20 protein-coding genes are annotated in these 21542 nt (G+C 69.9%); 11 read left to right on the top strand and 9 right to left on the bottom strand.

Annotation, left to right across the window (positions count from 1 at the left end):
* Positions 1 to 47 precede the first annotated feature (47 nt).
* Entirely contained in the window at positions 48 to 1379 is a 1332-nt protein-coding gene (locus ACZ4AA_RS25010) for an ice-binding family protein (protein ID WP_467606902.1), read from the bottom strand.
* Positions 1380 to 1856: 477 nt separating this feature from the next.
* The gene (locus tag ACZ4AA_RS25015) at positions 1857 to 2141 is read right to left on the bottom strand and encodes a hypothetical protein (RefSeq protein ID WP_467606904.1); all 285 of its coding nucleotides are present in this window, start codon (positions 2139 to 2141) and stop codon (positions 1857 to 1859) included.
* A 385-nt stretch (positions 2142 to 2526) separates the two neighbouring features.
* Here ACZ4AA_RS25015 and ACZ4AA_RS25020 point away from each other — a divergent pair, with 385 nt between their 5' ends.
* From ACZ4AA_RS25020 to mgtA, 5 genes are all read left to right on the top strand, one after another.
* Complete coding sequence (locus ACZ4AA_RS25020) at positions 2527 to 2739, top strand: hypothetical protein (RefSeq protein WP_467606908.1); 213 nt, start codon at positions 2527 to 2529, stop codon at positions 2737 to 2739.
* A 552-nt stretch (positions 2740 to 3291) separates the two neighbouring features.
* Positions 3292 to 4119 (top strand): GAF and ANTAR domain-containing protein, encoded by an 828-nt coding sequence (locus tag ACZ4AA_RS25025; RefSeq protein ID WP_467606911.1) that lies wholly within the window; start codon positions 3292 to 3294, stop codon positions 4117 to 4119.
* 31 nt (positions 4120 to 4150) lie between these two features.
* Positions 4151 to 4876, top strand: a complete 726-nt coding sequence (locus ACZ4AA_RS25030; RefSeq protein ID WP_467606914.1) for a GAF and ANTAR domain-containing protein — start codon at positions 4151 to 4153, stop codon at positions 4874 to 4876.
* Positions 4877 to 4950: 74 nt separating this feature from the next.
* Positions 4951 to 7311 (top strand): phosphoketolase family protein, encoded by a 2361-nt coding sequence (locus ACZ4AA_RS25035; protein ID WP_467607276.1) that lies wholly within the window; start codon positions 4951 to 4953, stop codon positions 7309 to 7311.
* Entirely contained in the window at positions 7293 to 9911 is a 2619-nt protein-coding gene (gene mgtA, locus ACZ4AA_RS25040; RefSeq protein WP_467606916.1) for a magnesium-translocating P-type ATPase, read from the top strand. Before ACZ4AA_RS25035 ends, mgtA begins: the two co-directional genes overlap by 19 nt.
* Positions 9912 to 10332: 421 nt before the next feature.
* Here mgtA and ACZ4AA_RS25045 read toward each other — a convergent pair whose 3' ends face one another.
* Positions 10333 to 11586, bottom strand: a complete 1254-nt coding sequence (locus tag ACZ4AA_RS25045) for a lactonase family protein (protein ID WP_467606919.1) — start codon at positions 11584 to 11586, stop codon at positions 10333 to 10335.
* Between the two features lie 219 nt (positions 11587 to 11805).
* Here ACZ4AA_RS25045 and ACZ4AA_RS25050 point away from each other — a divergent pair, with 219 nt between their 5' ends.
* Positions 11806 to 12426, top strand: a complete 621-nt coding sequence (locus ACZ4AA_RS25050) for a hypothetical protein (protein ID WP_467606921.1) — start codon at positions 11806 to 11808, stop codon at positions 12424 to 12426.
* Here the strand turns inward: ACZ4AA_RS25050 and ACZ4AA_RS25055 are convergent.
* The 6 genes from ACZ4AA_RS25055 to ACZ4AA_RS25080 all read right to left on the bottom strand — a co-directional run bounded on the left by ACZ4AA_RS25055 (position 12410) and on the right by ACZ4AA_RS25080 (position 16275).
* Positions 12410 to 12664, bottom strand: a complete 255-nt coding sequence (locus tag ACZ4AA_RS25055) for a hypothetical protein (protein ID WP_467606925.1) — start codon at positions 12662 to 12664, stop codon at positions 12410 to 12412. The two genes, ACZ4AA_RS25050 and ACZ4AA_RS25055, sit on opposite strands and share 17 nt — an antisense overlap.
* Before the next feature lie 56 nt (positions 12665 to 12720).
* The gene (locus ACZ4AA_RS25060; RefSeq protein WP_467606929.1) at positions 12721 to 13023 is read right to left on the bottom strand and encodes a GNAT family N-acetyltransferase; all 303 of its coding nucleotides are present in this window, start codon (positions 13021 to 13023) and stop codon (positions 12721 to 12723) included.
* Between the two features lie 411 nt (positions 13024 to 13434).
* On the bottom strand, positions 13435 to 13938 hold the full coding sequence (locus ACZ4AA_RS25065) for a universal stress protein (RefSeq protein ID WP_467606932.1): 504 nt from the start codon (positions 13936 to 13938) through the stop codon (positions 13435 to 13437).
* A 39-nt stretch (positions 13939 to 13977) separates the two neighbouring features.
* Entirely contained in the window at positions 13978 to 14811 is an 834-nt protein-coding gene (locus tag ACZ4AA_RS25070) for a fumarylacetoacetate hydrolase family protein (protein ID WP_467606936.1), read from the bottom strand.
* Positions 14812 to 14821: 10 nt separating this feature from the next.
* Positions 14822 to 15703: a fumarylacetoacetate hydrolase family protein gene (locus tag ACZ4AA_RS25075; RefSeq protein WP_467606939.1), complete on the bottom strand. Its 882-nt coding sequence runs from the start codon at positions 15701 to 15703 to the stop codon at positions 14822 to 14824.
* A complete protein-coding gene (locus ACZ4AA_RS25080; protein WP_467606943.1) occupies positions 15700 to 16275 on the bottom strand; it encodes a carboxymuconolactone decarboxylase family protein in 576 nt (191 codons plus the stop codon). Before ACZ4AA_RS25080 ends, ACZ4AA_RS25075 begins: the two co-directional genes overlap by 4 nt.
* Positions 16276 to 16404: 129 nt before the next feature.
* Here ACZ4AA_RS25080 and ACZ4AA_RS25085 point away from each other — a divergent pair, with 129 nt between their 5' ends.
* From ACZ4AA_RS25085 to ACZ4AA_RS25105, 5 genes are read left to right on the top strand one after another with little or no spacing between them, the layout of a single operon-like run.
* Positions 16405 to 17163 (top strand): SDR family NAD(P)-dependent oxidoreductase, encoded by a 759-nt coding sequence (locus tag ACZ4AA_RS25085; protein ID WP_467606948.1) that lies wholly within the window; start codon positions 16405 to 16407, stop codon positions 17161 to 17163.
* A gap of 11 nt (positions 17164 to 17174) precedes the next feature.
* Entirely contained in the window at positions 17175 to 17954 is a 780-nt protein-coding gene (locus tag ACZ4AA_RS25090) for an SDR family NAD(P)-dependent oxidoreductase (RefSeq protein WP_467606953.1), read from the top strand.
* Between the two features lies 1 nt (position 17955).
* A complete protein-coding gene (locus ACZ4AA_RS25095) occupies positions 17956 to 19239 on the top strand; it encodes an amidohydrolase family protein (protein ID WP_467606956.1) in 1284 nt (427 codons plus the stop codon).
* On the top strand, positions 19236 to 20012 hold the full coding sequence (locus ACZ4AA_RS25100; RefSeq protein ID WP_467606960.1) for an alpha/beta hydrolase fold domain-containing protein: 777 nt from the start codon (positions 19236 to 19238) through the stop codon (positions 20010 to 20012). The genes ACZ4AA_RS25095 and ACZ4AA_RS25100 overlap by 4 nt, the downstream gene beginning before the upstream one ends.
* Complete coding sequence (locus tag ACZ4AA_RS25105) at positions 20009 to 21481, top strand: glycoside hydrolase family 43 protein (RefSeq protein WP_467606963.1); 1473 nt, start codon at positions 20009 to 20011, stop codon at positions 21479 to 21481. The genes ACZ4AA_RS25100 and ACZ4AA_RS25105 overlap by 4 nt, the downstream gene beginning before the upstream one ends.
* Positions 21482 to 21542: the final 61 nt, after the last annotated feature.

A 21542-nucleotide genomic window follows, 5' to 3' on the forward strand; every position in this document is an offset into this window, starting at 1 on the left:
CCGCCGCGCGCCTTCATCCGACCAGGGGGCGTGCCACGGTGGGCTGCCTAGCCCTCGTAGCCCTTGGAGTGATCATCGGCCTCGTGTCCGTAGGGCACGTCGGCATAGCCGTAGTTCTCGTCGTGCTGCTTGCCGTGGTCGGGCTTACCGGGCGTGACGTCATGCCCGTGGTCCGGCCCTTCGGGCTTTCCGTGGTGGTCCGGCCCCTCGGGCTTTCCGTGGTGGTGCGGCCCCTCGGGCTTTCCGTGGTGGTGCGGCCCCTCGGGCTTTCCGTGGTGGTGCGGTCCCTCGGGCTTTCCGTGGTGGTGCGGTCTGCCGTTGCCGTTGCCCCCGCCCGTGTTCCCGGCCGTGTTGCCCTCGGTGTTACCGGCGGTGACATTCCCCGTCGTGTTTCCCTCGGTGTTACCGGCTGTGTTGCCGACGGTGTTACCGGCCGTGTTGCCGACGGTGTTGCCCGAGGTGCCACCGCTCGTGACGCTGAGGATGGGCCCACCCAGGACGCCACCGGTGACCAGTCCACCGCTGACCAGGCCGCCGCCGAGCAGCCCGCCACTAGTGGTCGTTCCAGCGGTCGTACCGGTGGTGGTGCCGGTCGTCGTCCCGCCGGTCGTGCTGGTCCCGCACGAAGGCCGCGTGATGGTGTTGGTGTCCATCGTCACGATCCCGGACTCGGCCACAGCACCGGCCAGCACCCGTCCCTCGACCGCCGCCCCGTTCGTCATGGTGATCGAGGTGTGGGCCATGAAGGTGCCCACGGAGAAGGAGTTGGCCTGGAAGGTGGCGGAGCTCCCGATCTGCCAGAAGACATTGCACGCCGTGGCGCCGCCCGTGAACTGCATGCGGCTGTTGGGGGCCAGCGTCAGTCCGGAGGGGACCTGGAACACCCAGACGGAGTCGGGGCCGCCGTTCAGAGTGAGCGTGCCCGAGTTCGTGACCACGCCGTCGACGAAGCCGTACAAGCCGGGAGCCAGCCCCGTCGGGCCGCCCGCTCCACTGAGTTCCGAGCCGAGGGTGGCATCGACGGGGGTCCGGGCCGCGGCGACGGTGTACGCGTTCTGCAGTGCGGCGTGGGCGGCGTTGGCCGGGCCGTCCGTGATGTGGATGGTGCCGTTGATCACGTTGGCGCACGGCGGAGGCGCGGGAGTTGCGGGCGGCGGAGGTGTGCAGAACCCGGTGACCGAGGTTCCGGGTGACACCCCGACGTCTCCGCTGATCAGCGAGGCACCGGTGTTGGTGACCGCCGCGCCGCCCAGCTCCGCGAAGCTGGTGGCGGCCCCGAGAGGAACGGGCGTTGTGATGGCACTTGCCTGAGTCGGCGTCAGGACGACCATCGCGGCGGCAACCGTTGCGGCGAGGGCCGGGGCCAGCAAGCCGGACACAGTGCGACCGGGTGCCGCATGAGGGATTTTCAGCTTCATGGAGAGCCATTCTCTGTGGGGGGGCCGGAGCGTCCCGGGCGCTACGGATCACCCGGAAAGCCTTGGTGCCTGCGGCATATTACGCAGACACGATCACCCATCAGCGGCAAATAAAGGCGGGAGGCGATTTCTCATTCCAATGGCGCAAAGCGTGGTTGAGTAATTTGAATTCACCTTTACGATCATCCGACATCCCCCTTTGAAGCAGTCACATGAAATCGCCGCCGGCCGGGATGACAATTCGCCGTCGATTCACTCGGCTCTGAAGAGCCGTGCCACACGCGGTAGCATGGGGGGTGGGTTGGCTCACTCTCACGTGCAGCCGCCCGGAAGGGCGACTCCGGCGTGTTTGCGCCGGAGTCGTTGTTACGGCCACCCTGGCGGTCTAGGCCAGGCCGCGACCTTCCGGGAGACCAGACCTCTTGACGCCGAGCCGGTTCACCGGTCACCGGGGCGTTCATGGTCCCGACGGTCCTCGCGCCTCCAGCGTGCCCGGTTCTGACGGCTGTAGCGGCGGTCCCAGCGGTCCTGACGGTCCCGGCGCTGTTCGTAGTCCCGGTAACCCTTGAGATCGGAACCGTCGCCACGGATCCAGCCTCCCCCGCGATCGCGGCCGTAACGGGTGGCTCCGAAGATCAACACGGCCGCGGCCGCCCACCAGAGGGGATGGAGAAAGCCGAGGCCGAACAGCACGGCGACCAGCAGGAGAAGCAGAACGAACACGGCGGGCCTTCCCGGAGCGGAGCAAACCATCACTGCCGGGGGCCAGGGCCTGTTCGCACAGCGTAGCCCCTGCACGACGTTGCGGACAGCGCCCCATGTCCGCGGCGTCCGACGGAAGCGGCCGGAAGCGGATGGCCACCTGACGTCTGTCCGGGGAGGGCCGCGAGGGCTAACGTGCGTGGTACGGCCCGAGCCCCCGGCAGCGTCGATCCTCTCGCGCTCCTTCGGGGGCGCACCTCACGCATCAGTGCCGGATTCCGTCCCGTCGCCAACGGGCCGCTCCCGCACCCGCCGTCGCCACTGGACCCTGGTGCGGCATCGATGCGCCTCAGACGGGCACCCGCGCTGTCCGCCGCGTCGCACGCACACATCGCAGGCGGTACCCATGTACGTGCTGATCGTTCCCGCTTCGACCCCCTTCGTCCTGCTCGCCGCCGTGATGGGCCTGTCCTGGTGGGAGGACCGCATACTGCCCGCGCCGTCGGCCGAGCCGGTCGACTCTCCCGCCGAGGCTCCCCTCGCCCCGGCGGCCCCGGCCCAGCTCGCGGAACTCCCCTTTGTCGAGACTGCGTTGACAGAGGAGGCAGCCGGGCGTTGACCGACAGCCGGAAGCCACCCGATCACGACCGTGCGAACATCGTGATGCCCCTCTCCGGACCGACCAGGAGACCGGCCCGGGGACTATGCTGCGTACGGACGTCCCAGACCCTGGCGGGCCACCACTGCTTGGCCCGTATGCCTGTGGAGAGCGGACCACTCGTCCGCCCGCCGCGCGCATCCCCGGGGGAACCGGCTGGGTCCTGCGCTCCGGAACATCGGTTGCTGGATCGGTCATTCACCTGCCTGCACGTCCGTCGGCCGTACCGCGTACCGGGTACGGTCTCGTGAACCGAGGCACCCTGCTCATGGGCATCCCACCGATTCCGAACGTCCGCCGGCACGACGCGGACAACCGGCGGCGGCGTCAACGCCTTCTTCCGCACCTTGCGACACAGCACCACGACCGGCGGATTCACTCCAACTCCACCATTCCAGAGAGGCGTTGCCGCCCCTCGCCATCCTCAACCTGTCGGACTCCCGCCTCCTCGCCCTTCCCCATGCCTTCGCCGGGAGCCGACCAGGTCATGGAACAACCGGGGAACCGAACCCGGTGGTCGCCGTGATCCCCGGCAGCCGGTCGGTGCGGATCCAGGCTCTCGTGGCCGAGCAGGCGGCTCTGCGCGGCGCGCGGGTCGGCGTCCTCGACGTGTGTACGGCGGCGGTGGCGGCACTGCCGGTCGGCGGGGCCGGGATGTCCGCGATGTCCCGCGACCGGGCGAGTCATCCGCTGTGCAGCACCGACTCCGTCAGCCGGCATCTGGAGGAACTCCAGCTCACCCTGGGCGAGGGGCCGTGCGTGGACGCCCACGCCCTCGGCTCGACCGTCCTCTGCCCCGACCTGCTGGCCGGTGAACTCCAGCGGCATTGGACGGTGTTCGCCGACGCGGCCCTGGAAGCCGGTGCCAGAGCGGTCTTCGCCTTCCCCCTGCGGATCGGAGCCGTCAGCCCCGGCGTACTCGACCTGTACTCCAGCAGCTCGGTCGAACTGGACGCGGAGGAGGTGGCCGATGCGATGGCCTTCGCCGACGCCGCCACGTTGATTCTGCTCGATGCCCGGATCAGTGAGACGGGTGCCCCGTTCCACACCCAGGCGCCCGACACCCACGCGGCCGGCACCGACCGGCCGGACACCGCGCCGTTCGACGACCTGGGCGGATACCGCGCCGAGATCGACCAGGCCACCGGCATCCTCATGGTCCAGCTCGACGTCGGCTTCGAGGAAGCCTTCATCCGGCTGCGCGCCCACGCCTACGCCCGAGGGCTACGGATCTCGGTGGTCGCCGCCGACGTGATCGCCCACCGGCTCCGCCTCCCCCCGGACACGACTCCGTCCGACATCCGACCGACGGAGGCACGACCCCCCGACGAGGAGTCCTGATGCTCACGCCCCATCCACAGAGGTGTGCACGATGAAGGAACAGCTGATGGCCCGGACGTTCGTCGAGCTCGCCGACAGCCTCGTCGCCGACTTCGACCTCATGGACTTCCTGCGCCTGCTCACCGACCGCTGCGTCGACCTGCTCGACGCGAGCGCGGCGGGCGTCCTGCTGGCCGACCGTGACGGCGTACTGCGCGTCATGGCCGCCTCCGACGAACGGGTGCGCCTTCTGGAACTCTTCCAGCTCCAGAACCACGAAGGCCCCTGCCTGGACTGCTTCCACAGCGGAATCGCCGTCACCGTCGACGACCTGCGCCACGAGGCGGCCCGCTGGCCCCTGTTCAGCGCCCAGGCTCGGCGCAGCGGCTTCACCGCAGTCCAGGCGCTGCCCATGCGCCTGCGCGACGAGGTCGTCGGCGCCCTCAACCTCTTCCACGCCACCCCGGCACCCATCAGCCCCTCCTCCACCCCCTTCGCCCAGGCCCTCGCAGACGTCGCCACCATCAGCCTGCTGCAACAACGCACCACCGAGCGCACCACGCTCCTCAACGAGCAGTTGCAGAGCGCCCTCAGCAGCCGCGTCCTGATCGAACAGGCCAAGGGAAAACTCGCCGAACGCCGCCACACGGACATGGAACGGGCCTTCACCACCCTGAGGGCCTACGCCCGCTCCCACAACCGCCGCCTCTCGGATGTCGCCCGCGCCTTCATCGACGAGACCGAATACCTCCCCGGCCTCAGCTCCCGAAGCTCCTGAACAGCCCTCTTCAAGAAGGGTTCGTCATGCCACTCGACCCCCCTCGCGAGACCTCCCTCGACACCCCTGCCGGCATGGACAACATCGACGAGGAGGAGCTGAGCGCCCTGGACGCCCACTGGCGGGCGGCGAACTACCTGGCCGTCGGGCAGATCTACCTCATGTCCAACCCCATGCTGACCGAGCCCCTGGCACCCGAGCACGTCAAACCGCGACTGCTGGGGCACTGGGGTACCTCACCTGGACTGAATCTGATCCACACGCACCTCAACAGGGTCGTGAAGGCGCGGGACTTGGACGCGATCTGTGTCTGGGGACCAGGCCACGGCGGGCCCGCCGTGGTCGCGAACTCCTGGCTGGAGGGCACCTACACCGAGACGTACCCGGACATCACACAGGACGCCGTCGGCATGGCCCGCCTCTTCCGGCAGTTCTCCTTCCCGGGCGGCATCCCCAGTCATGTCGCGCCCGAGACGCCCGGATCGATCCACGAGGGTGGCGAGCTGGGCTACTCCCTCTCGCACGCCTACGGAGCCGCGTTCGACAACCCGGGGCTCCTGGTGGCCTGCGTGATCGGCGACGGTGAGGCCGAGACGGGCCCGCTGGCCGCCTCCTGGCACTCCGGCAAATTCCTCGACCCGGTACACGACGGTGCCGTCCTGCCGATCCTGCACCTCAACGGCTACAAGATCGCCAACCCGACGGTCCTGGCCCGGATACCGGAGCCCGAACTCGACTCCCTGCTCAGGGGATACGGCCACGAGCCCCTCCATGTGACCGGGAACGACCCCCGCGCCGTCCACCGGGCGATGGCCCGCGCCTTGGACGAAGCCCTGGACCGCATCGCCGCCTTCCAGCACGCCGCCCGCACGGAGGGCACTGCCGAACGCCCCCGGTGGCCGATGATCGTGCTGCGCACGCCCAAAGGCTGGACCGGACCGGCCGAGGTCGACGGCCTCCCGGTGGAGGGCACCTGGCGTGCGCACCAGGTTCCGCTGCCGGCCGTACGCGAAAACCCGGACCACCTGCGGAAGTTGGAGAGCTGGCTGCGCTCCTACCGGCCGGAGGAACTCTTCGACGAATGTGGACGCCCCCGGGCACAGGTTCTGGCCTGCGTCCCAGGCGGCGCGCGCCGCCTGGGCGCCAACCCGCACTCCAACGGCGGTCTGCTGCTGCACGACCTGCCCCTCCCGCCCCTGGAGCGGTTCGCCGTCCCGGTCGACAAGCCCGGCGCGACGGCGCACGAGCCGACCCGTGTCCTCGGCGACCTGCTGGCCCGGGTGATGGCCGACTCGGGCGAGCGGCGGGACTTCCGGCTGGTCGGCCCGGACGAGACGGCCTCCAACCGTCTCCAGGCCGTCTACGAGGCGAGCGGCAAGGCGTGGGAGGCCCAGGTACTGCCGACGGACGAGCACCTGGAACGCGGCGGCCGGGTGATGGAGATCCTGTCCGAACACACCTGCCAGGGCTGGCTGGAGGGCTATCTCCTCACCGGGCGGCATGGCCTGTTCTCCTGCTACGAGGCCTTCGTCCACATCGTCGACTCCATGGCGAACCAGCACATCAAGTGGCTGCGCGTCGCCCGCCGGCTCCCCTGGCGCCGCCCGATCGCCTCCCTCAACTACCTGCTCACCTCGCACGTCTGGCGCCAGGACAACAACGGCTTCTCGCACCAGGATCCCGGGTTCGTCGACCACGTACTCAACAAGTCGCCGGAGGTCGTGCGGGTCTACTACCCCCCGGACACCAACACCCTGCTGTCCGTGGCCGATCATGCACTGCGCAGCCGCGACTACGTCAATGTCGTCGTCGCGGGCAAGCAGCCCTGCTTCGACTGGCTCGACCTCGACGCCGCCCGCGCGCACTGCGCCCGCGGCGCCGGGATCTGGTCCTGGGCCGGCACCGAGTCCGAGCGCGGCGAGCCGGACGTGGTGCTCGCCTGCGCGGGCGACGTACCCACCCTCGAAGTGCTGGCCGCCGCCTCGCTGCTCCGTCTCCATCTGCCCGAACTTGCGGTGCGGGTGGTCAACGTCGTCGACATCGCCCGGCTGCTGCCCGCGGAGGAACACCCGCACGGCATGTCCGAGAGCGAGTACGACGCGCTGTTCACCCCCGACAAGCCCGTCGTCTTCGCGTACCACGGCTATCCGTGGCTGATCCACCGGCTCGCCTACCGCCGCGCCAACCACCCCCACCTGCACGTGCGCGGCTACAAGGAGGAGGGCACCACCACGACCCCGTTCGACATGGTGGTACGCAACGACCTCGACCGGTACCGGCTGGTCATGGACGTCATCGACCGGGTGCCCGGTCTCGCGGTCGGCGCGGCGGAGCTGCGGCAGCGGATGGTCGACGTCCGCTACCGCCATCACGACTGGATCCGCGCCCACGGGGAGGACCTGCCCGAGGTCGCCGAATGGACCTGGGGTCAGTGACCACCCGGGTGGCCGAGATGCGGGTGGGGGACGCCGCCGCCGAGGACGCGAAAGCCGTGCTGGCCGCGCTCGCGAGCAGTACCGAGGGACTGTCGGGGGGCGGGGCGGGTGAGGCGGCCGGGCGGCTCGCGGACGTCGGACCGAACGCCGTACGTACGCACCACGTCCGTGTCCTCGCGCTCCTCGGGCGACAGTTGCGCAGCGCCCTGCTGATCCTGCTGGCGGTGACGGCCGGGGTCTCGTACTTCTTCGGCGAGCGGACCGGCGCGATCATCATCGCGGGGATCCTGGTGCTGAGCGTGGCGCTGGGATTCGTCAACGAGTACCGGGCGGAGAAGGCGGCACAGGCCCTGCACTCGCGGGTGCGCCACACGGCCGTCGTGCTCCGGGACGGCGCGGCCGCCGAGGTCGAGGTGACCGAACTGGTGCCGGGCGATGTCGTGCGTCTGACGCTGGGGCAGGTGGTGCCCGCGGATCTACGCCTGCTGGAGTGCACCGCGTTCGCCTGCGACGAGAGCGTCCTCACCGGGGAGTCCGCCCCGGCCGACAAGGACCCGGAGCCCGTCGCCGCGGGGGCCGCGCTGGCCGAGCTGAGCTCCTGTGCGCTGATGGGGACGGTGGTGCACGGGGGCAGCGCGACCGGAGTGGTCGTCGCCACCGGGGGCCGTGCCGAGTTCGGACGAATCGCCCTGGGGCTGGGGGAACGGCAGCCGGAGACCGACTTCCAGGCGGGGCTGCGCCGCTTCTCCGTGCTGCTCCTCAAGGTCGCCGCCGCCCTGACCACGGGGATCTTCGTCGTCAACCTCCTGCTCCACCGGCCCCTGCTCGACGCCCTGCTCTTCTCTCTGGCCATCGCGGTGGGCATCACCCCACAGCTGCTGCCCGCCGTGGTGAGCACGAGCCTAGCCACCGGCTCACGGCAGCTGGCGCGGCGCAAGGTCCTGGTCAAACGGCTGGTGTGCATCGAGGATCTGGGCGACATGGATGTCCTGGTCACCGACAAGACGGGCACACTCACCGAGGGCCGCATCCGTTTCGAGGCGGCCCTCGATCCGACCGGCGCACCCTCCGAGACGGTATTGACGCTGGGCCTGCTGGCCACCGAGGGCGACCTCGACGACGTGGGCGGGAACGCGTTGGACACCGCGCTGTGGCAGGCCGCGGACAAACCCCCGGCCGGTCACCACCGGCTCGCGCTGCTGCCCTTCGACCACGACCGGCAGCTCGGCTCCGCGCTGGTCGAGCGCCCGGACGGCAGCCGCCTGCTCGTGACCAAAGGTGCGCCCGAGGCGGTCCTGGCCCGCTGCGGTGACGTACCGGAGGAGGCCGCGGCGGTGCTCCAGGAGCACTTCGCGGCGGGCAGCCGGGTCGTCGCCGTGGCCACCAGGGACGTCGGCGGGCAGACGTCCCTCACCGCCGCCGACGAGTACCGGCTGCGCCTGGCCGGATTCCTGGTCTTCCTCGACCCGCCCAAGGCCGGTGCCGCCGCCTCGCTGAAACGCCTGGCGGACCTCGGCATCACGGTCAAGATCTGTACGGGCGACAACGCGCTCGTCGCGCAGAAGGTCTGCGCCGAGCTCGGCCTGGCGCCAGGCCGGGCCCTGACCGGCCGGGACATCGGGGAACTGGACGACGAGCAGCTGACCAGGGCGGCCGAGACCACCACCGTCTTCGCCCGTGTCTCGCCCCAGGACAAGGCCCGGGTCGTACGGGCGCTGCGGCGCCGGGGCCGGGCCATCGGGTTCCTGGGCGACGGGGTGAACGACGCGCTGGCCCTGCACGCCGCCGACGTGGGGCTGTCCGTGGACACCGCGACCGACGTGGCCAAGGACGCGGCTGACGTCCTGCTCCTGGAGAAGGACCTCGGCGTCCTCGCCGACGGGGTCGCCGAAGGCCGCCGGATCTTCGCCAACACCATCAAGTACGTCCTGATGGGCACCTCCAGCAACTTCGGCAACATGTTCAGCGCCGCCGGAGCCTCCCTGGTGCTGTCCTTCCTGCCGATGCTGCCCTCGCAGATCCTGCTCAACAACCTCCTCTACGACGCCGGGCAGTTGACCATCCCCACCGACCACGTCGACCCGGAGCAGCTGCGCGCTCCCTCGCACTGGGACATCGCCTTCATCCGCCGTTTCATGCTCTTCTTCGGGCCCGTCAGCTCCGTCTTCGACTTCCTCACCTTCGCGGTCATGATCGAGATCTTCCACACGGGCGCCGCGTTGTTCCGCTCCGGCTGGTTCGTGGAGTCCCTCGCCACGCAGGCGCTGGTCGTCTTCGCGATCCGCACCCGCCGGGTGCCGTTCTACCGCAGCCGACCCAGCCGCCCCCTGATGGTCAGCGCCATCGCCGTCGTCGCCGTCGGTGTCGCGCTGCCGATGTCGCCGCTCGCGGGGCCGCTCGGGTTCCAGGCCCTGCCGCTCGGGCTCCTCCTCACCCTGGCTGTGATGGTGGTGCTCTACCTGGTGCTGATCGAGGGCGCCAAGCATGTCTTCTACGCCCGTGCCGACGCGCGGGCGGCGCATCCACCGGTACGCCACCGCACGCGCCGGCACCGCATCCAGCGCCGGGCCGGCCGCTTCAGCCACGCCGGACCGCTGTGACCTTGGTGACGTACTGTCACCAAGGTCACAGCGGCACCGCGCAGCACCGACGGCGGAGCGGAAACGACCGGAATCTGCGGGCGTACTGCCGGCCGGCGGACCGCCAGGTCCCGTTCCGAGTCCCAGGCCGCCTCAACGGCCCCGTCGGTCTCCGAGACCCTGCGCAGGCTCGCCGCCTCCACCAAGGACGAAAGTGAGGGGATCCGAACAGGCGCCGCCCATGGCTGATGTCTGCCGGGAGAGACTGTCTGCGCACCTCGCACGCGGGCCGTTCGGGGCCGGCGCGATCTGCCCAGTCGGTCACGAACGGCTTCGTTCGGTCCAGGTGGTGCCTGCGCAAATCGGCCACTCCGAAGCAAGACCTGCTTTTCAGATGGATCTGCGCGGTGAAGCCCCCCAGGGCTCTGTTGACCGGTGTCCATCAGACGGCGACGATGCCCTCCATGCCGGACACGCCGAAGGGGGACAGGCCGGTACTCGCTGACGTGATTTTGGCGAGTGAGCCGTCGGTCTTGACGCGGAAGCCGTCGACTGTCCCGGAGACGGCGTTCTGGACGTAGACGAACCGCTCGTCCCGGGTCACGGCGAGGTCGATCACGCCCTGCGACGTGGCCGAGGGCGGCGTGGCGATGCCCACGTCGTTGGTCAGGGAGAGCCGGCCGTGCCTGTCCATGCGGTACCCGGTGACGGTGGAGTTGCCGGTGTTGCCGCCGTAGAAGTGGTTGCCCGCGCGTTCGAGCCAGCACAGGGTCTCCTGGCCGTTGGGCAAGGGCTTCTGGAGGACTTTCAGCGTGCCGTCGTGTCGCACCTTGTAGGTGGTGACCGTGGACTTCGCGGCCTCGGCGACCAGCATCCGCTTCCCGGTCGCGTCGAAGGTGATCGCGAACGGGACAGCGCCGGCGGACTTGTTGACGACAGGTGCGGCGACGGCCGGCAGACCGTTCCGGTTCATGGGGAGGACTTCGACGGTGTTGGCGGACTTGGTGGTGACGATCAGGTCGCGCCCGTCCGGAGTGAACGCGACCTCGCCGGGAGAACTGGAGAACAACGGGACGTCCTTGTTGTCCAGACCCAGGGATCGGTGCGACCCGGCCAGCGGCCGCAGCCCCTCACCGGATATCTCGAAGCCCTGGACGCTGCCCCGTCCGCCCGCGTTCATGACGTACGCGACCCGTCCGTGTACCGCGATCGAGGCGGGGAACCTGCCGCCCGAACTCACGACGTGCCGATCCTTGAGCCGGCTTCCCTCGACTCGGAAGGAGGTCACCGTGCCGCTGCCCGCGTTGACCGCCAGCAGCATCCCCGAGGCGTCGTCGTAGACGAGTGAGCCCTGGGAGGCGAGCGAGTCGGTCGGGGCGTCGACCTGGTCGCCGCCCTTGCCTCCGGTGGCATAGGTCCCCGAGGCGTTCAGCGTGCCGTCGTCGCCACGGGCGAACACATGGATGGTGTTGCCGCCCAGCTCGTCGCCCTGAACGAACACGGCGTGGTCGGCGCCGGGCGCGCTCCCTGAGTACTGACTGGCCGATGCAACGGTCACAGCCACCGTGGCCGCCGCCGCGGCGGCCAGAGCCCCGCCGCCGATCATGATGCGCCGTGTTCGTGACTTCGCCCGATGACCGTTCCTGATGGCGGCGGGCCGGCTCGTACGGCGATGGTTCTCGGGGGTGTTGTGCATGTGCGTTTCCCGTCCGTGCGAGGTGTCTTCGCGGTGCAGCCCACGGCTGTGTGGACCGCGCCAGAGTGGACGGCGGGAATGGTGTGGCGACACGGGAACTGTGGCCGCGTCAGACTCTCGTAAGACCATGGCCGGCTCAGCGCCGCACACCATGACCGATGTCTTACGGAACCCTTACGCGCCCCTCCCCGAGGCATCAACACGCATACGCTCACGGGCGTGTCGACCATACGAAACATCGCCCTCGTCACTGCCGCCCCACTGGTGCTGGCCGTTGCGGGTCTCGCACATCCGCATGGGCTGCTCCGCTCGACGGCTTCGGAGTGGACCCGGTTGCACATCGCGCTCCTGCCGGTTTTCCCCCTGCTCACCGTCGGACTGCTGATACCTCTGTGGCACCGGCCTCGCCCCGGCCTCGTGGGCGTCGCCACGGTGGTGGCCTGGACGGGTGCCTTCGGCTACGCGGCCTTCTACACCGGTCTCGACGCGGTCGCCGGCATAGCGGCCGGGACCGCGGTCGGGCACGTCGGCGGGACAGCGAGCCTCGGACCGGTCAAGCGGCCGCTGTACGACATCGGAGAGCTCCTCGGACACGTCGGCGTGTACGCCCTCATGGGCGCCATCGCCGCCACGGCGGTCGCACTGTTCCCGAAGCACGGAGTCCGGGTCCTGCCGGGCACGGTGGTGCTCCTCGGGGCCGGCTGGTCGTTCGTCGACAGCCACATCTTCTGGCCGCGCGGTGTCTCGACGATGGCCGGTTTCGCCCTGGGGTTCGCGCTGCTCGCCTGGGGAACCGCGGTGAAGCGGGTGCCTCGATCGCCGGTCACGGCACGAGGCTAGAGTCACCGGTGTCTCCCTCACCGGCCCGGAGTGCCCTGTGCCCGAACCGCTGGCCGTCGCCGTCGCCCAGCCCCGCTGCGCCGGCCCGGACGTCGCCGCCAACGCTGCACTGCACGCCGAGGCGGTACGGGGTGCAGGGGCCCGCCTGGTCGTCCTCCCCGAGCTGTCGCCAGCACACGGCGCGGACCGCGGCGCGGGGCATCGACGCGTACGTCGCCTGCGCGATCGCCTGGAACAAGGCGCCCTCCAAAGCGCACACGTTCCGGCGAACCCGTGTCACGTTCTGCCGAGGCTTCACGTGTTCGCGGCGGAGGGTGAAGGCGGCGGCATCATCTTCGGCATCAGATCAGCGTGGATTGCGACGGTGTCCTGGCTCGCGATGAGCGTTGCACCATTGCGGCGCAGGGCGCCAAGTGCCGCCATGTTGTGGCTCTTGGTGTCCGCGACTACGGCCCGTGCACCCGCTCGCGCGGCTTTGTCGAGAAGGAGTCGGAGAGCGGCGGTGCCGACTCCGCGTCCGCGATGTGAACGGCCGAGCCAGACGCCGGCTTCGAGGACCTCGTGGCTGTCGCGGAAAGCCAAACGACCTGACCCCACGATCTTCCCTTAGTGGGTGATCGCGAAGGTGGACTCGCGGAGCGGGCCGGCAAGTCCGGGGCGTCGAGCCCTGTGCCAGCTCCGGAAGGATTCCCGTCGCTCCGTCGTCCATCCCGGTGGGCCGGCCACGGGAGGCATGACCTCTTCGGGTGCTGCATCCTCGACGGCCACCGTGAGGAGTTCTTCGAGGTTTCCTTCATGCACGTGCTGCACTTCCACCCGACCGACCATGCCGGTTCCCCTCCCGCTGAATGCTGGACACCGGTTGTTGATCCTCACGTTCTGTGTGGTTGTTGCGCCAGCGGTTTTCGGCGGGGCCGGAAGCCGTCCAGGGGCGACGCGGTCGGCGAGATGGATCAGGTCGCGACTGCGGATCGTCCGGGGTCGAAGGTGAGACTCCTCTCCTTCTCGTCAACTTTCCCGCGCTCTACAGACACCGATTGATGGTGTGGCCCGAGAGACAGTGCAAGCGTGACGGGACCGGCTTGCCGGCGGGCCGGTCATCCGCAGGGCACGACGACCACCGGCCCGTACTCCCGGCGGAGCAGCGCGTGGGCCGACCGGCCCCGGGCGCGGACCTGGCACACGCGCGCGGCGGTGTGCGCCGATGACGACTACGGCAGCTTCCCGGGCTGCTGCGAGCAGTGCCTCCACGGGCGCGGTTCGGACCGTGCGGGTCCCCACCACGACTCCGGGGTACCGGTCCCGCAGCCCGGTGATGGCATAGCGCGGCACGGCTTCCCCTGCACAGACCTCCCTCGTCGATTGTTCCTGTCCGGGACTGTGCGCCGTTGCCAGGGAAGGAAGTTCGGGGGCGACATACCGATGGCTCCAGGAATGCAGGACACGCGGCCCCGCGTCGCGCCGCTCGGCCTCCTGGAGCGCGTATTCAGCCACCGTCACGGCAAAGGGCACTGCGCCGGCCCCCTGGGTGGCGGCCGGCGCACGCCGTGTTCATCGGAAGGTCTGGCGCATCTCGCCCAGGCCGTCGATACGGCTGACCAGGACGTCTTCGGGGCCGAGGAACCGCTGCGGAACGCGGCGGTTGCCCACTCCGGCCGGGGTCCCGGTGAAGATGAGGTCGCCGGGGTAGAGCGGGCACACACCGCTGATGAACTCCACCAACCGCGGAACGGAGAAGATCATCTCGCTGGTGCGTGCCGCCTGGACGCTCTCGCCGTTCAGGAGGCACTCGATCGCGATGTCGTCCCGGTCCGGCAGCTCGTCGGGGGTCACCAGCGCCGGACCGGTCGGGCCGAAGCCCGGATACGACTTGCCCAGCGAGAACTGCGCCGGCTTGCCGGTGAGTTGGAGGACGCGCTCGGAGAGGTCCTGCCCCACGGTGAGCCCTGCCACCGCCTCCCAGCCTTCGCTCGCGGGCACCCGATGGCAGGGCGCGCCGATGACGGCGACCATCTCGAGCTCCCAGTCGACACGGCCCTTGGGCAGTTCGACCCGCGCGGTCGGGCCGACGATACAGCTGGGGAACTTGGTGAAGAGCAGAGGGATCTCGGGCGGGACGTACCCGGCTTCGGTGGCGTGCGGACGGTAGTTCAGCGCCACCGCGAAGACCTGACGCGGCCGCGGGACCGGCGCGTCCAGATCGGCGGTCCTGTACGGGCGCGCCGCAGGCAGTACGGCGCTCCCGGCCCAGGCCCGGAACTCGGTCCAGTCGGTCAGGACGTCCATGGGGTCCGGGCCGAAGCGGCCCGAAGAGGCGTCGGCGATGTCGACCGCGCCGTCGTCGGTGAGCAGGACGGCTCGGTCGGAAAGCGTGGCCAGTCGCATCTGCTCCGCCTCAGTTCGCCGGGCCGTAGAGGTCGATGGAGAACGGCTCGGTGTCGTGCGCGTCCTTCCAGCCGACCACGTGGTTCCGCAGCGTGCCGACGCCCTCGATCTCCGCCTCGATGCGGTCGCCCGGCCGGAGGTAGAAGTCGAACGGGTTCGGCTGCACGGCGGCGACGCCCGAGATGGTGCCGGTGGTGATGATGTCGCCGGCCGAGTAGCCCTGGGCCGAGTGGTAGGCGACCAGGTGCGGGATCGAGATGATCATCTTCTGGGTGTTGCCCGTCTGACGTCGCTCACCGTTCACGCGGAGCTCCATCGCGAGCGCGTGCGGGTCGGGAACCTCGTCCTTCGTGACGATCCAGGGGCCGACGGGGCAGAAGGTGTCGATCCCCTTCGAGAAGGAGAAGACGCCCGACTGCATCTCTCGGCGCTGGATGTCACGCGCGGTGATGTCGTTGAAGACGGTGTAGCCGGCGATGTAGTCCTCGGCCTCCTCCGGACCGAAGAACTTGCCGCTCCTGCCGATCACGATGGCCAGTTCGAGTTCGTAGTCGAGCTCCTTGGTGAGTCCTTCGGGGTAGACGATCGGCTGGTCGGGACCGATGATCGCGTCGACGTTCTGGAAGAAGACGATCCCCTTGTGCACCGGGTGCGACCAGTCGACGGCGGTCAGCTCGTCGTGGTGGTCGGTGAAGTTGCCCGCGGTGTGGAAGAACTTCTTGGGCACGATCGGCGCCCGCAGGGTGACGTCACCGAGGAGGAATCGGCGCCCGGTCTCCTCGACCTCCCCCGCTTGTTCGAAGTAGTCGCGCATCGACGGGACGTCGAGCTCGACGACGGCCTCGCCGTCGACGTAGCCGACCCGACCGTCGTTGAAGGTCACGAGTTTCATGCGGAGGCTCCTGGTGGTCCGACGCGGAAGACGCGCAACTGAAGCGCGAGCGTCGCGTAGTAGCCCACCAGCGTGGTGAGCTCCACCACCGCCTCGATGCCGTTCAATGAAACGGCTCGCTCGAAGACGACGTCGTCGGCGTCACCACGCGCGACCAGGACCCCCACCAGTTCAAGGGCGGCGGCTTCGGCGGGGTCCGGGAGTTCGGGTCCCGTGCCGGTGCTCACCGCGGCGATCTCCGCGTCGGTCAGACCCGCGGCCCGGCCGATCGGCTCATGGGCGTAGCGCTCGAAGGCCGAGTCCCAGTGGGCCGCGACCGAAAGGACGGCGAGTTCGCGGATTCGATCGCTGAGCGAGGTCCGGTAGCGGATCGCCGAGCCCAGCTCCTGGAGGGCCGCTCCGACCCTGGGTGCGAACAGCATCGCGTTGAAAGGGCCGTTGAGTCCTCCCTGCGCGTCGGTGAGGGCGAAGAGCTGGGGACCGCCGGAGCGGGGCCCACCGGTGATCGCGTCGTACAGGGAGCGCTGGGCGGGGTCGAGTTCGCCTGGGGCCAGGCGGGGCAGCCGTGTCATGGCCCGAGTGTGGAGCGCGTACCGCAATCCATGCGGTGCCGTGCCGAGCAATGGCATGACACCCGTGCACGTTCCAATGATTGAAACGGACGTAGTGCGGATCACACACCATCGCCTTTCATCCCTCGCATGGACGACTGGCTCGGACTCGATCATCGCGCGGCCCTGGTGGCCGGTGCCGGCGGCATCGGTGCGGCCGCGGCCCTCGGCCTCGCCGGACAAGGTGCCCGCGTGACCGTCACGGACGTCGACGAGGAGCGGCTCGCCGCGCTCGCCGAGCGGGCGGCGGAGGCAGGACTCTCGATCGCCACCCGCGCGGCCGACCTTACCGACCCGCGGAGCGCTCGTTCCGCGGTCGCCGAGAGCGCCGAGACGATGGGCGGTCTCGACGTCTTCGTGCACGCGGTCGGCATCAACGACCGGCGCCCGGTGCTCGAGACGCCCGACGACGTCTGGGAGCGGATCATCGACGTCAACCTCAAGAGCGCCGTGTGGAGCACTCAGGCGGCCGGCGCCCTGATGGTGTCCGGCGGCTACGGGCGGATCGTCCTGCTGTCCTCGGTCTCCGGACTGCTGGCGCACGCCAACCACGCTCCGTACGCCGCCACCAAGGGCGGGGTCAACCAGCTCTGCCGCGTCATGGCCCGCGAATGGGCGCCGCACGGCGTCACGGTCAATGCCGTCGCGCCCGGTTACACCGAGACCGACCTGACGCGCGCCTACCTCGACAAGCCAGGCATGCGCGAGGGCATGGTCGACCTCGTTCCGGCCGGTCGGCTCGGCACCGCCGACGACGTCGTCGCACCCCTGTTGTTCCTCTGCTCCCCGCAGTCCGCGTTCGTGACGGGTCACGTCATGTACGTCGACGGCGGTCGCACCCTCGTCTGAAAGGCGGACCCATGAATCATCCGCAGCGCTTCACCGGCAAGGTCGTCCTGGTCACCGGTGCCGGCACCGGCCTCGGAGCCGAGATCGCCGTCCGGGCGGCCCAGGAGGGTGCCGACGTGGCGGTCCACTACCGCAGCTCGCAGGAGGGCGCACGCCGTACGGCCGACCGGGTCGAGGCCGAGGGCCGCAAGGCCTTCCTCGTCCAGGCCGACATCGTCGAATGGGCGCAGATCACGCGCATGGCCGACGCGGTATGGGGGCACTTCGGCCGGGTCGACGTGGCGATCAACAACGTGGGCGACATGGCCAGCGATCAGATGTCGTGGCGAGAGATCACCGAAGAGGCGATCGACCACACGCTCGCCGTGGATCTCAAGGGCACCTTGCTGTGCACCCACGAGTTCGGCTCCCGGATGCTGGAGCAGCCGGGCGGCGGCTCGATCGTCAACGTGGGTTCCACGGTCGTGGTCCGCGGCAGCGCACGGGCTCCGCAGTACGCGGCCGCGAAGTACGGCGTCCTCGGCATCACCAAGTCGTACGCTCAGGCGTTCGCACCCAAGGTCCGGGTGAACACCTTCGCGCCCGGTTTCATGGAGACCGAGCGCATGCTCAACCGTGAGGACTACAAGAACGGACGCGGCGACAAGCTGCGGGAGATGACCCCGATGCACCACATCCCGAAGCCCGAGGAGGTCGCCGGCACGGCGCTCCTCCTCGCGACCGAGGACGCCCAGCACATCACCGGCAGCTACTTCGTCGCCGACGGCGGCTACAACATGATCGGAGCCTGATATGCCCGAGCAGCGCATCCTGTTCGTCAACGGCAATGTCTTCGACGGCTCGGGAGCCCCGGCCGTCCCCGCCGACGTGGTCGTCCGCGACGAGACGATCGAGGCGGTCGTCCTCGGCGGTGGCGTACAGGCGCAACCGGGCGACCGTGTGGTCGACTGCACGGGCAGGACGGTCATGCCGGGCATGATCGAGTCGCACTGCCACCTGACCTTCCCCTCGGCCGTCGGTCACATCGACACCTCCTTCAACCCGCCGCTGGACGTCAGCTTCTTCCACCACATGCCGACGCCGGACGAGCACCTGGAGATCGCCAAGCGCAACGCGCGCATCCTCCTCGACCAGGGCTTCACCAGCGCCTACTCGGCCGGTTCGCTGACACCTGTGCCGACCGAGGTGATACTCCGCGACCAGATCAAGGCCGGGGCCGCGGTGGGACCGCGGATGCGTGCCGCGTCGTTCGAGCGCGACAACAACCCGGTGCAGATGGGCCCCGACGGCCCGCGCGAGCAGAAGACGGGGCCGGACGCGATACGCGCGTTCATACGCGAGCAGGCCGCGATCGGCTTCGACAGCGTCAAGCTGCTGATGAGCAACGACGACGTCTTCTTCGAGGGCGGGTCGATGGTGACGCAGTACAGCGCCGAGGAGGCGCGGGCCGCAGGCGAGCAGGCGCGCGAGTCCGGTGTCTGGCTCAACTGCCATGCCCAGAATCCCGAGTCGATCAAGCTGGCGGTCACCAGCGGCTTCCGCTCGATCTATCACTGCTCCTACGCCGACCAGGAGGCGATCGACCTCCTCGAAGAGGCGAAGGACTCGATCTTCCTCTCGCCGGCCGTCGGCATCATGTGGGCCAACGTCCACGAAGGCGAGGAGTTCGGCATCGACACCGCGATGGCCCAGAAGATGGGCTCGGTGAGGTCGCTCGAGGCGATGACGCAGCTCTACCCCGAGCTCCGCAAGCGCGGCCTGCGCGTCTTGCCGGGCGGCGACTACGGCTTCCCGAACAACCCGATCGGCCGCAACGCCCGCGACCTCGAACTCTTCGTCGACCTCTTCGGTTACAGCCCGCTGGAGGCGCTCAAGGCGGCCACCTTCCTCGGAGGTCAGGTCCTGGAATTCCCGGTCGGCCTCCTGGCGCCGGAATACCTGGCCGACATCCTCGTGGTGGACGGAGACCCGACGAAGGACGTGACCGTGTTGCAGGACGCCGGGAACCTTCTCGCCATCATGCAAGGCGGCCGGTTCCACACCTGCGCCGAGCAGCTCACGCGCGGTACGGCATGAGACGGTTCGACGGTGTCGAGTACGCCGTGATCCCGGGCTTCCGCCCGCTCGAACTCGACCTGTACCTCCCCGACGCGGTATCCACCGAGGGCCCTGTCGAGGTACCGGTCATCGTCCACGTACACGGCGGCGGGTGGCGACGCGGTTCGCGTCGCCACCCGCTGCCGCGCCTGGGTGAGGACTTCTACCCCTCGATGGTGCGCGCGGGCTTCGCGGTGGCGGCGGTCGACTACCGGCTCAGTGGCGAGGCCCCCTACCCGGCCGCGGCCGACGACGTTCGCGCCGCGGTCGCGGCCGTCGCCGAGGTCATGAAGCCCCACAAGGTCGGCGCGGGGCAGGTGTTCCTCTGGGGCGACTCGGCCGGCGGGCACCTCGCCCTGCTGGCCGCCCTGACCGGCTCGGCCGTGGACGGAGTCGTCGCGTGGTTCCCGATCACCGACCTGACCGCCATGCCCGACCCCGACGATCCGCGGACGCGCGAGGCGCTCTTCCTGGGAGCACCAGCCGCTCAGATCCCGGATCTCGCCCGCGAGGCCAGTCCGATCAGCCACGTGCGTGCCGACGCGCCTCCCTTGCTGATCATGCACGGTGACAGCGACACGATGGTGCCGACCGCGCAGAGCGTCGACTTCGCGGCGGCCCTGACCGCGGCGGGAGGGTCCGCGCGGTTGCTGCTCGTCCCCGGCGCGAGCCACTTCTGGGACGGCGCCGAGGACGTGACCGCCCTGCAACAGGAGTCCCTCGTCTTCCTGCGGAGGCTCGTCACGTCATGACCCGTCCGTTGATCCCGGGATTCAACCCGGACCCCAGCGTGGTGCGGGTCGGTGACAACTACTACCTCGTCACCTCGTCGTTCGAATACCTGCCGGGGCTGCCGGTCCACCACAGCACCGATCTACGGGACTGGCGTCAGATCGGCCATGTGGCGACCAGACCGGAGCAGGTCGAGCTGGAACGGATTCCGACGCCCGGCGGGGTCTGGGCCCCGACGCTGCGTCACCGCGACGGCCTCTTCCATCTCATCGTCACCGTCTTCCTCGGCGGCCGGGGCTGTGTCGTCTTCACGGCGACCGATCCGGCCGGCCCGTGGAGCGACGGTGTGAGCATCCCCGCGGTCGACGGGATCGACCCCGATCTCGCCTGGGACGACGACGGCACCGCGATCGTCACGTTCGCCCGCCATCCCGACCCGATTCAGCAGGTCCGCGTCGACCTGACGACCGGCCGGGCCCTCGACACGCCCCGTGCGGTCTGGGGCGGCAGCGGCGGCTACTCCCCCGAGGGGCCGCACCTCCACCGCCGTGGCGCATGGTGGTACCTGGTGGTGGCCGAAGGCGGAACCGACCGGGGCCACGCCGTCACGGTGGCCCGCGCCAGAAGGCCCGACGGACCGTTCGAGGGCTGCCCGGGGAACCCGGTTCTCTCCGCCGCCGGCACCGGCTGGGCGGTGCAGAACCTCGGCCACGCCGACCTGGTCGAGACCGACGCGGGGACGGCGCTCGTCTGCCTCGGAGTCCGACCCGTGGGGCTGGCCAAGTCGTTCTCGCCCCTCGGCCGCGAGACCTTCCTGGCCGACGTCGACTGGGTCGACGACTGGCCGACCGCGCGGCTGACCGAGTTGCCGCCGGCGCCGGACGAGGAGGTGACGTACGACTTCGCCGCGCCGGACGCGCTGAGTGACCCGGTCTGGATCGCCGTACGCCAGTTGCCGGCCGCGGTCGCCACTCCGACGCCCGACGGTCTCCTCATCCGTCGCACTCCCGGTCACACCGCGCTGGACGGCCCACGACCGGCGTTCGTCGGGCGTCGGCCGCGGCATCTGGACGCCGTGGTGAGCGCGGTGTTCGACGTCCGGGAGGGGCGCGGGGGCCTCGCGTTCCGCAACGCGGAGGACAACCTGGTGGCGCTGGAGGCCCGAACCACCGGAACCGGGATCCAGATCGAGGCGCGGGTGGTGGTGGCGGGATTCGACCGGACCTGGCACGCCACCCTGCCGTGCGGAGACGTCGAACTCACCATCGCGACGGCGTCGCCGCCCTCCGACGTCTCCGCCGGCGCGGTCGGGGGCGACCTGATCCGGTTGACGGCCCGGGTGGCGGACGACGACGTGACGCTCGTCGAACTGGACGGCCGGCACTGGTGCTTCGAGACCGCCAAGGCGTTCACGGGCCGGGTCGTCGGGCCGTTCGCCACCGAGGGCGCGGTCCGGGTCCGCCGGCTCCGCTACGCGGGCCGGTCCTGACGTTCCGTTCAGTCGGCCCCGGCATTCCATTCAATGGTGCGGCCGGGTGACGTGGATCGGC

Source organism: Streptomyces sp. NPDC024698, from assembly GCF_055559015.1.

What these genes read in the sequence shown, in the direction of transcription:
- ACZ4AA_RS25020 (WP_467606908.1), top strand. Translation starts at nt 2,527, where the DNA reads ATGTACGTGCTGATCGTTCCCGCTTCGACCCCCTTCGTCCTGCTCGCC.
- ACZ4AA_RS25030 (WP_467606914.1), top strand. Translation starts at nt 4,151, where the DNA reads ATGAAGGAACAGCTGATGGCCCGGACGTTCGTCGAGCTCGCCGACAGC.
- ACZ4AA_RS25035 (WP_467607276.1), top strand. Translation starts at nt 4,951, where the DNA reads ATGGACAACATCGACGAGGAGGAGCTGAGCGCCCTGGACGCCCACTGG.
- mgtA (WP_467606916.1), top strand. Translation starts at nt 7,293, where the DNA reads ATGGACCTGGGGTCAGTGACCACCCGGGTGGCCGAGATGCGGGTGGGG.
- ACZ4AA_RS25045 (WP_467606919.1), bottom strand. Translation starts at nt 11,586, where the DNA reads ATGCACAACACCCCCGAGAACCATCGCCGTACGAGCCGGCCCGCCGCC.
- ACZ4AA_RS25070 (WP_467606936.1), bottom strand. Translation starts at nt 14,811, where the DNA reads ATGCGACTGGCCACGCTTTCCGACCGAGCCGTCCTGCTCACCGACGAC.
- ACZ4AA_RS25075 (WP_467606939.1), bottom strand. Translation starts at nt 15,703, where the DNA reads ATGAAACTCGTGACCTTCAACGACGGTCGGGTCGGCTACGTCGACGGC.
- ACZ4AA_RS25080 (WP_467606943.1), bottom strand. Translation starts at nt 16,275, where the DNA reads ATGACACGGCTGCCCCGCCTGGCCCCAGGCGAACTCGACCCCGCCCAG.
- ACZ4AA_RS25085 (WP_467606948.1), top strand. Translation starts at nt 16,405, where the DNA reads ATGGACGACTGGCTCGGACTCGATCATCGCGCGGCCCTGGTGGCCGGT.
- ACZ4AA_RS25090 (WP_467606953.1), top strand. Translation starts at nt 17,175, where the DNA reads ATGAATCATCCGCAGCGCTTCACCGGCAAGGTCGTCCTGGTCACCGGT.
- ACZ4AA_RS25095 (WP_467606956.1), top strand. Translation starts at nt 17,956, where the DNA reads ATGCCCGAGCAGCGCATCCTGTTCGTCAACGGCAATGTCTTCGACGGC.
- ACZ4AA_RS25100 (WP_467606960.1), top strand. Translation starts at nt 19,236, where the DNA reads ATGAGACGGTTCGACGGTGTCGAGTACGCCGTGATCCCGGGCTTCCGC.
- ACZ4AA_RS25105 (WP_467606963.1), top strand. Translation starts at nt 20,009, where the DNA reads ATGACCCGTCCGTTGATCCCGGGATTCAACCCGGACCCCAGCGTGGTG.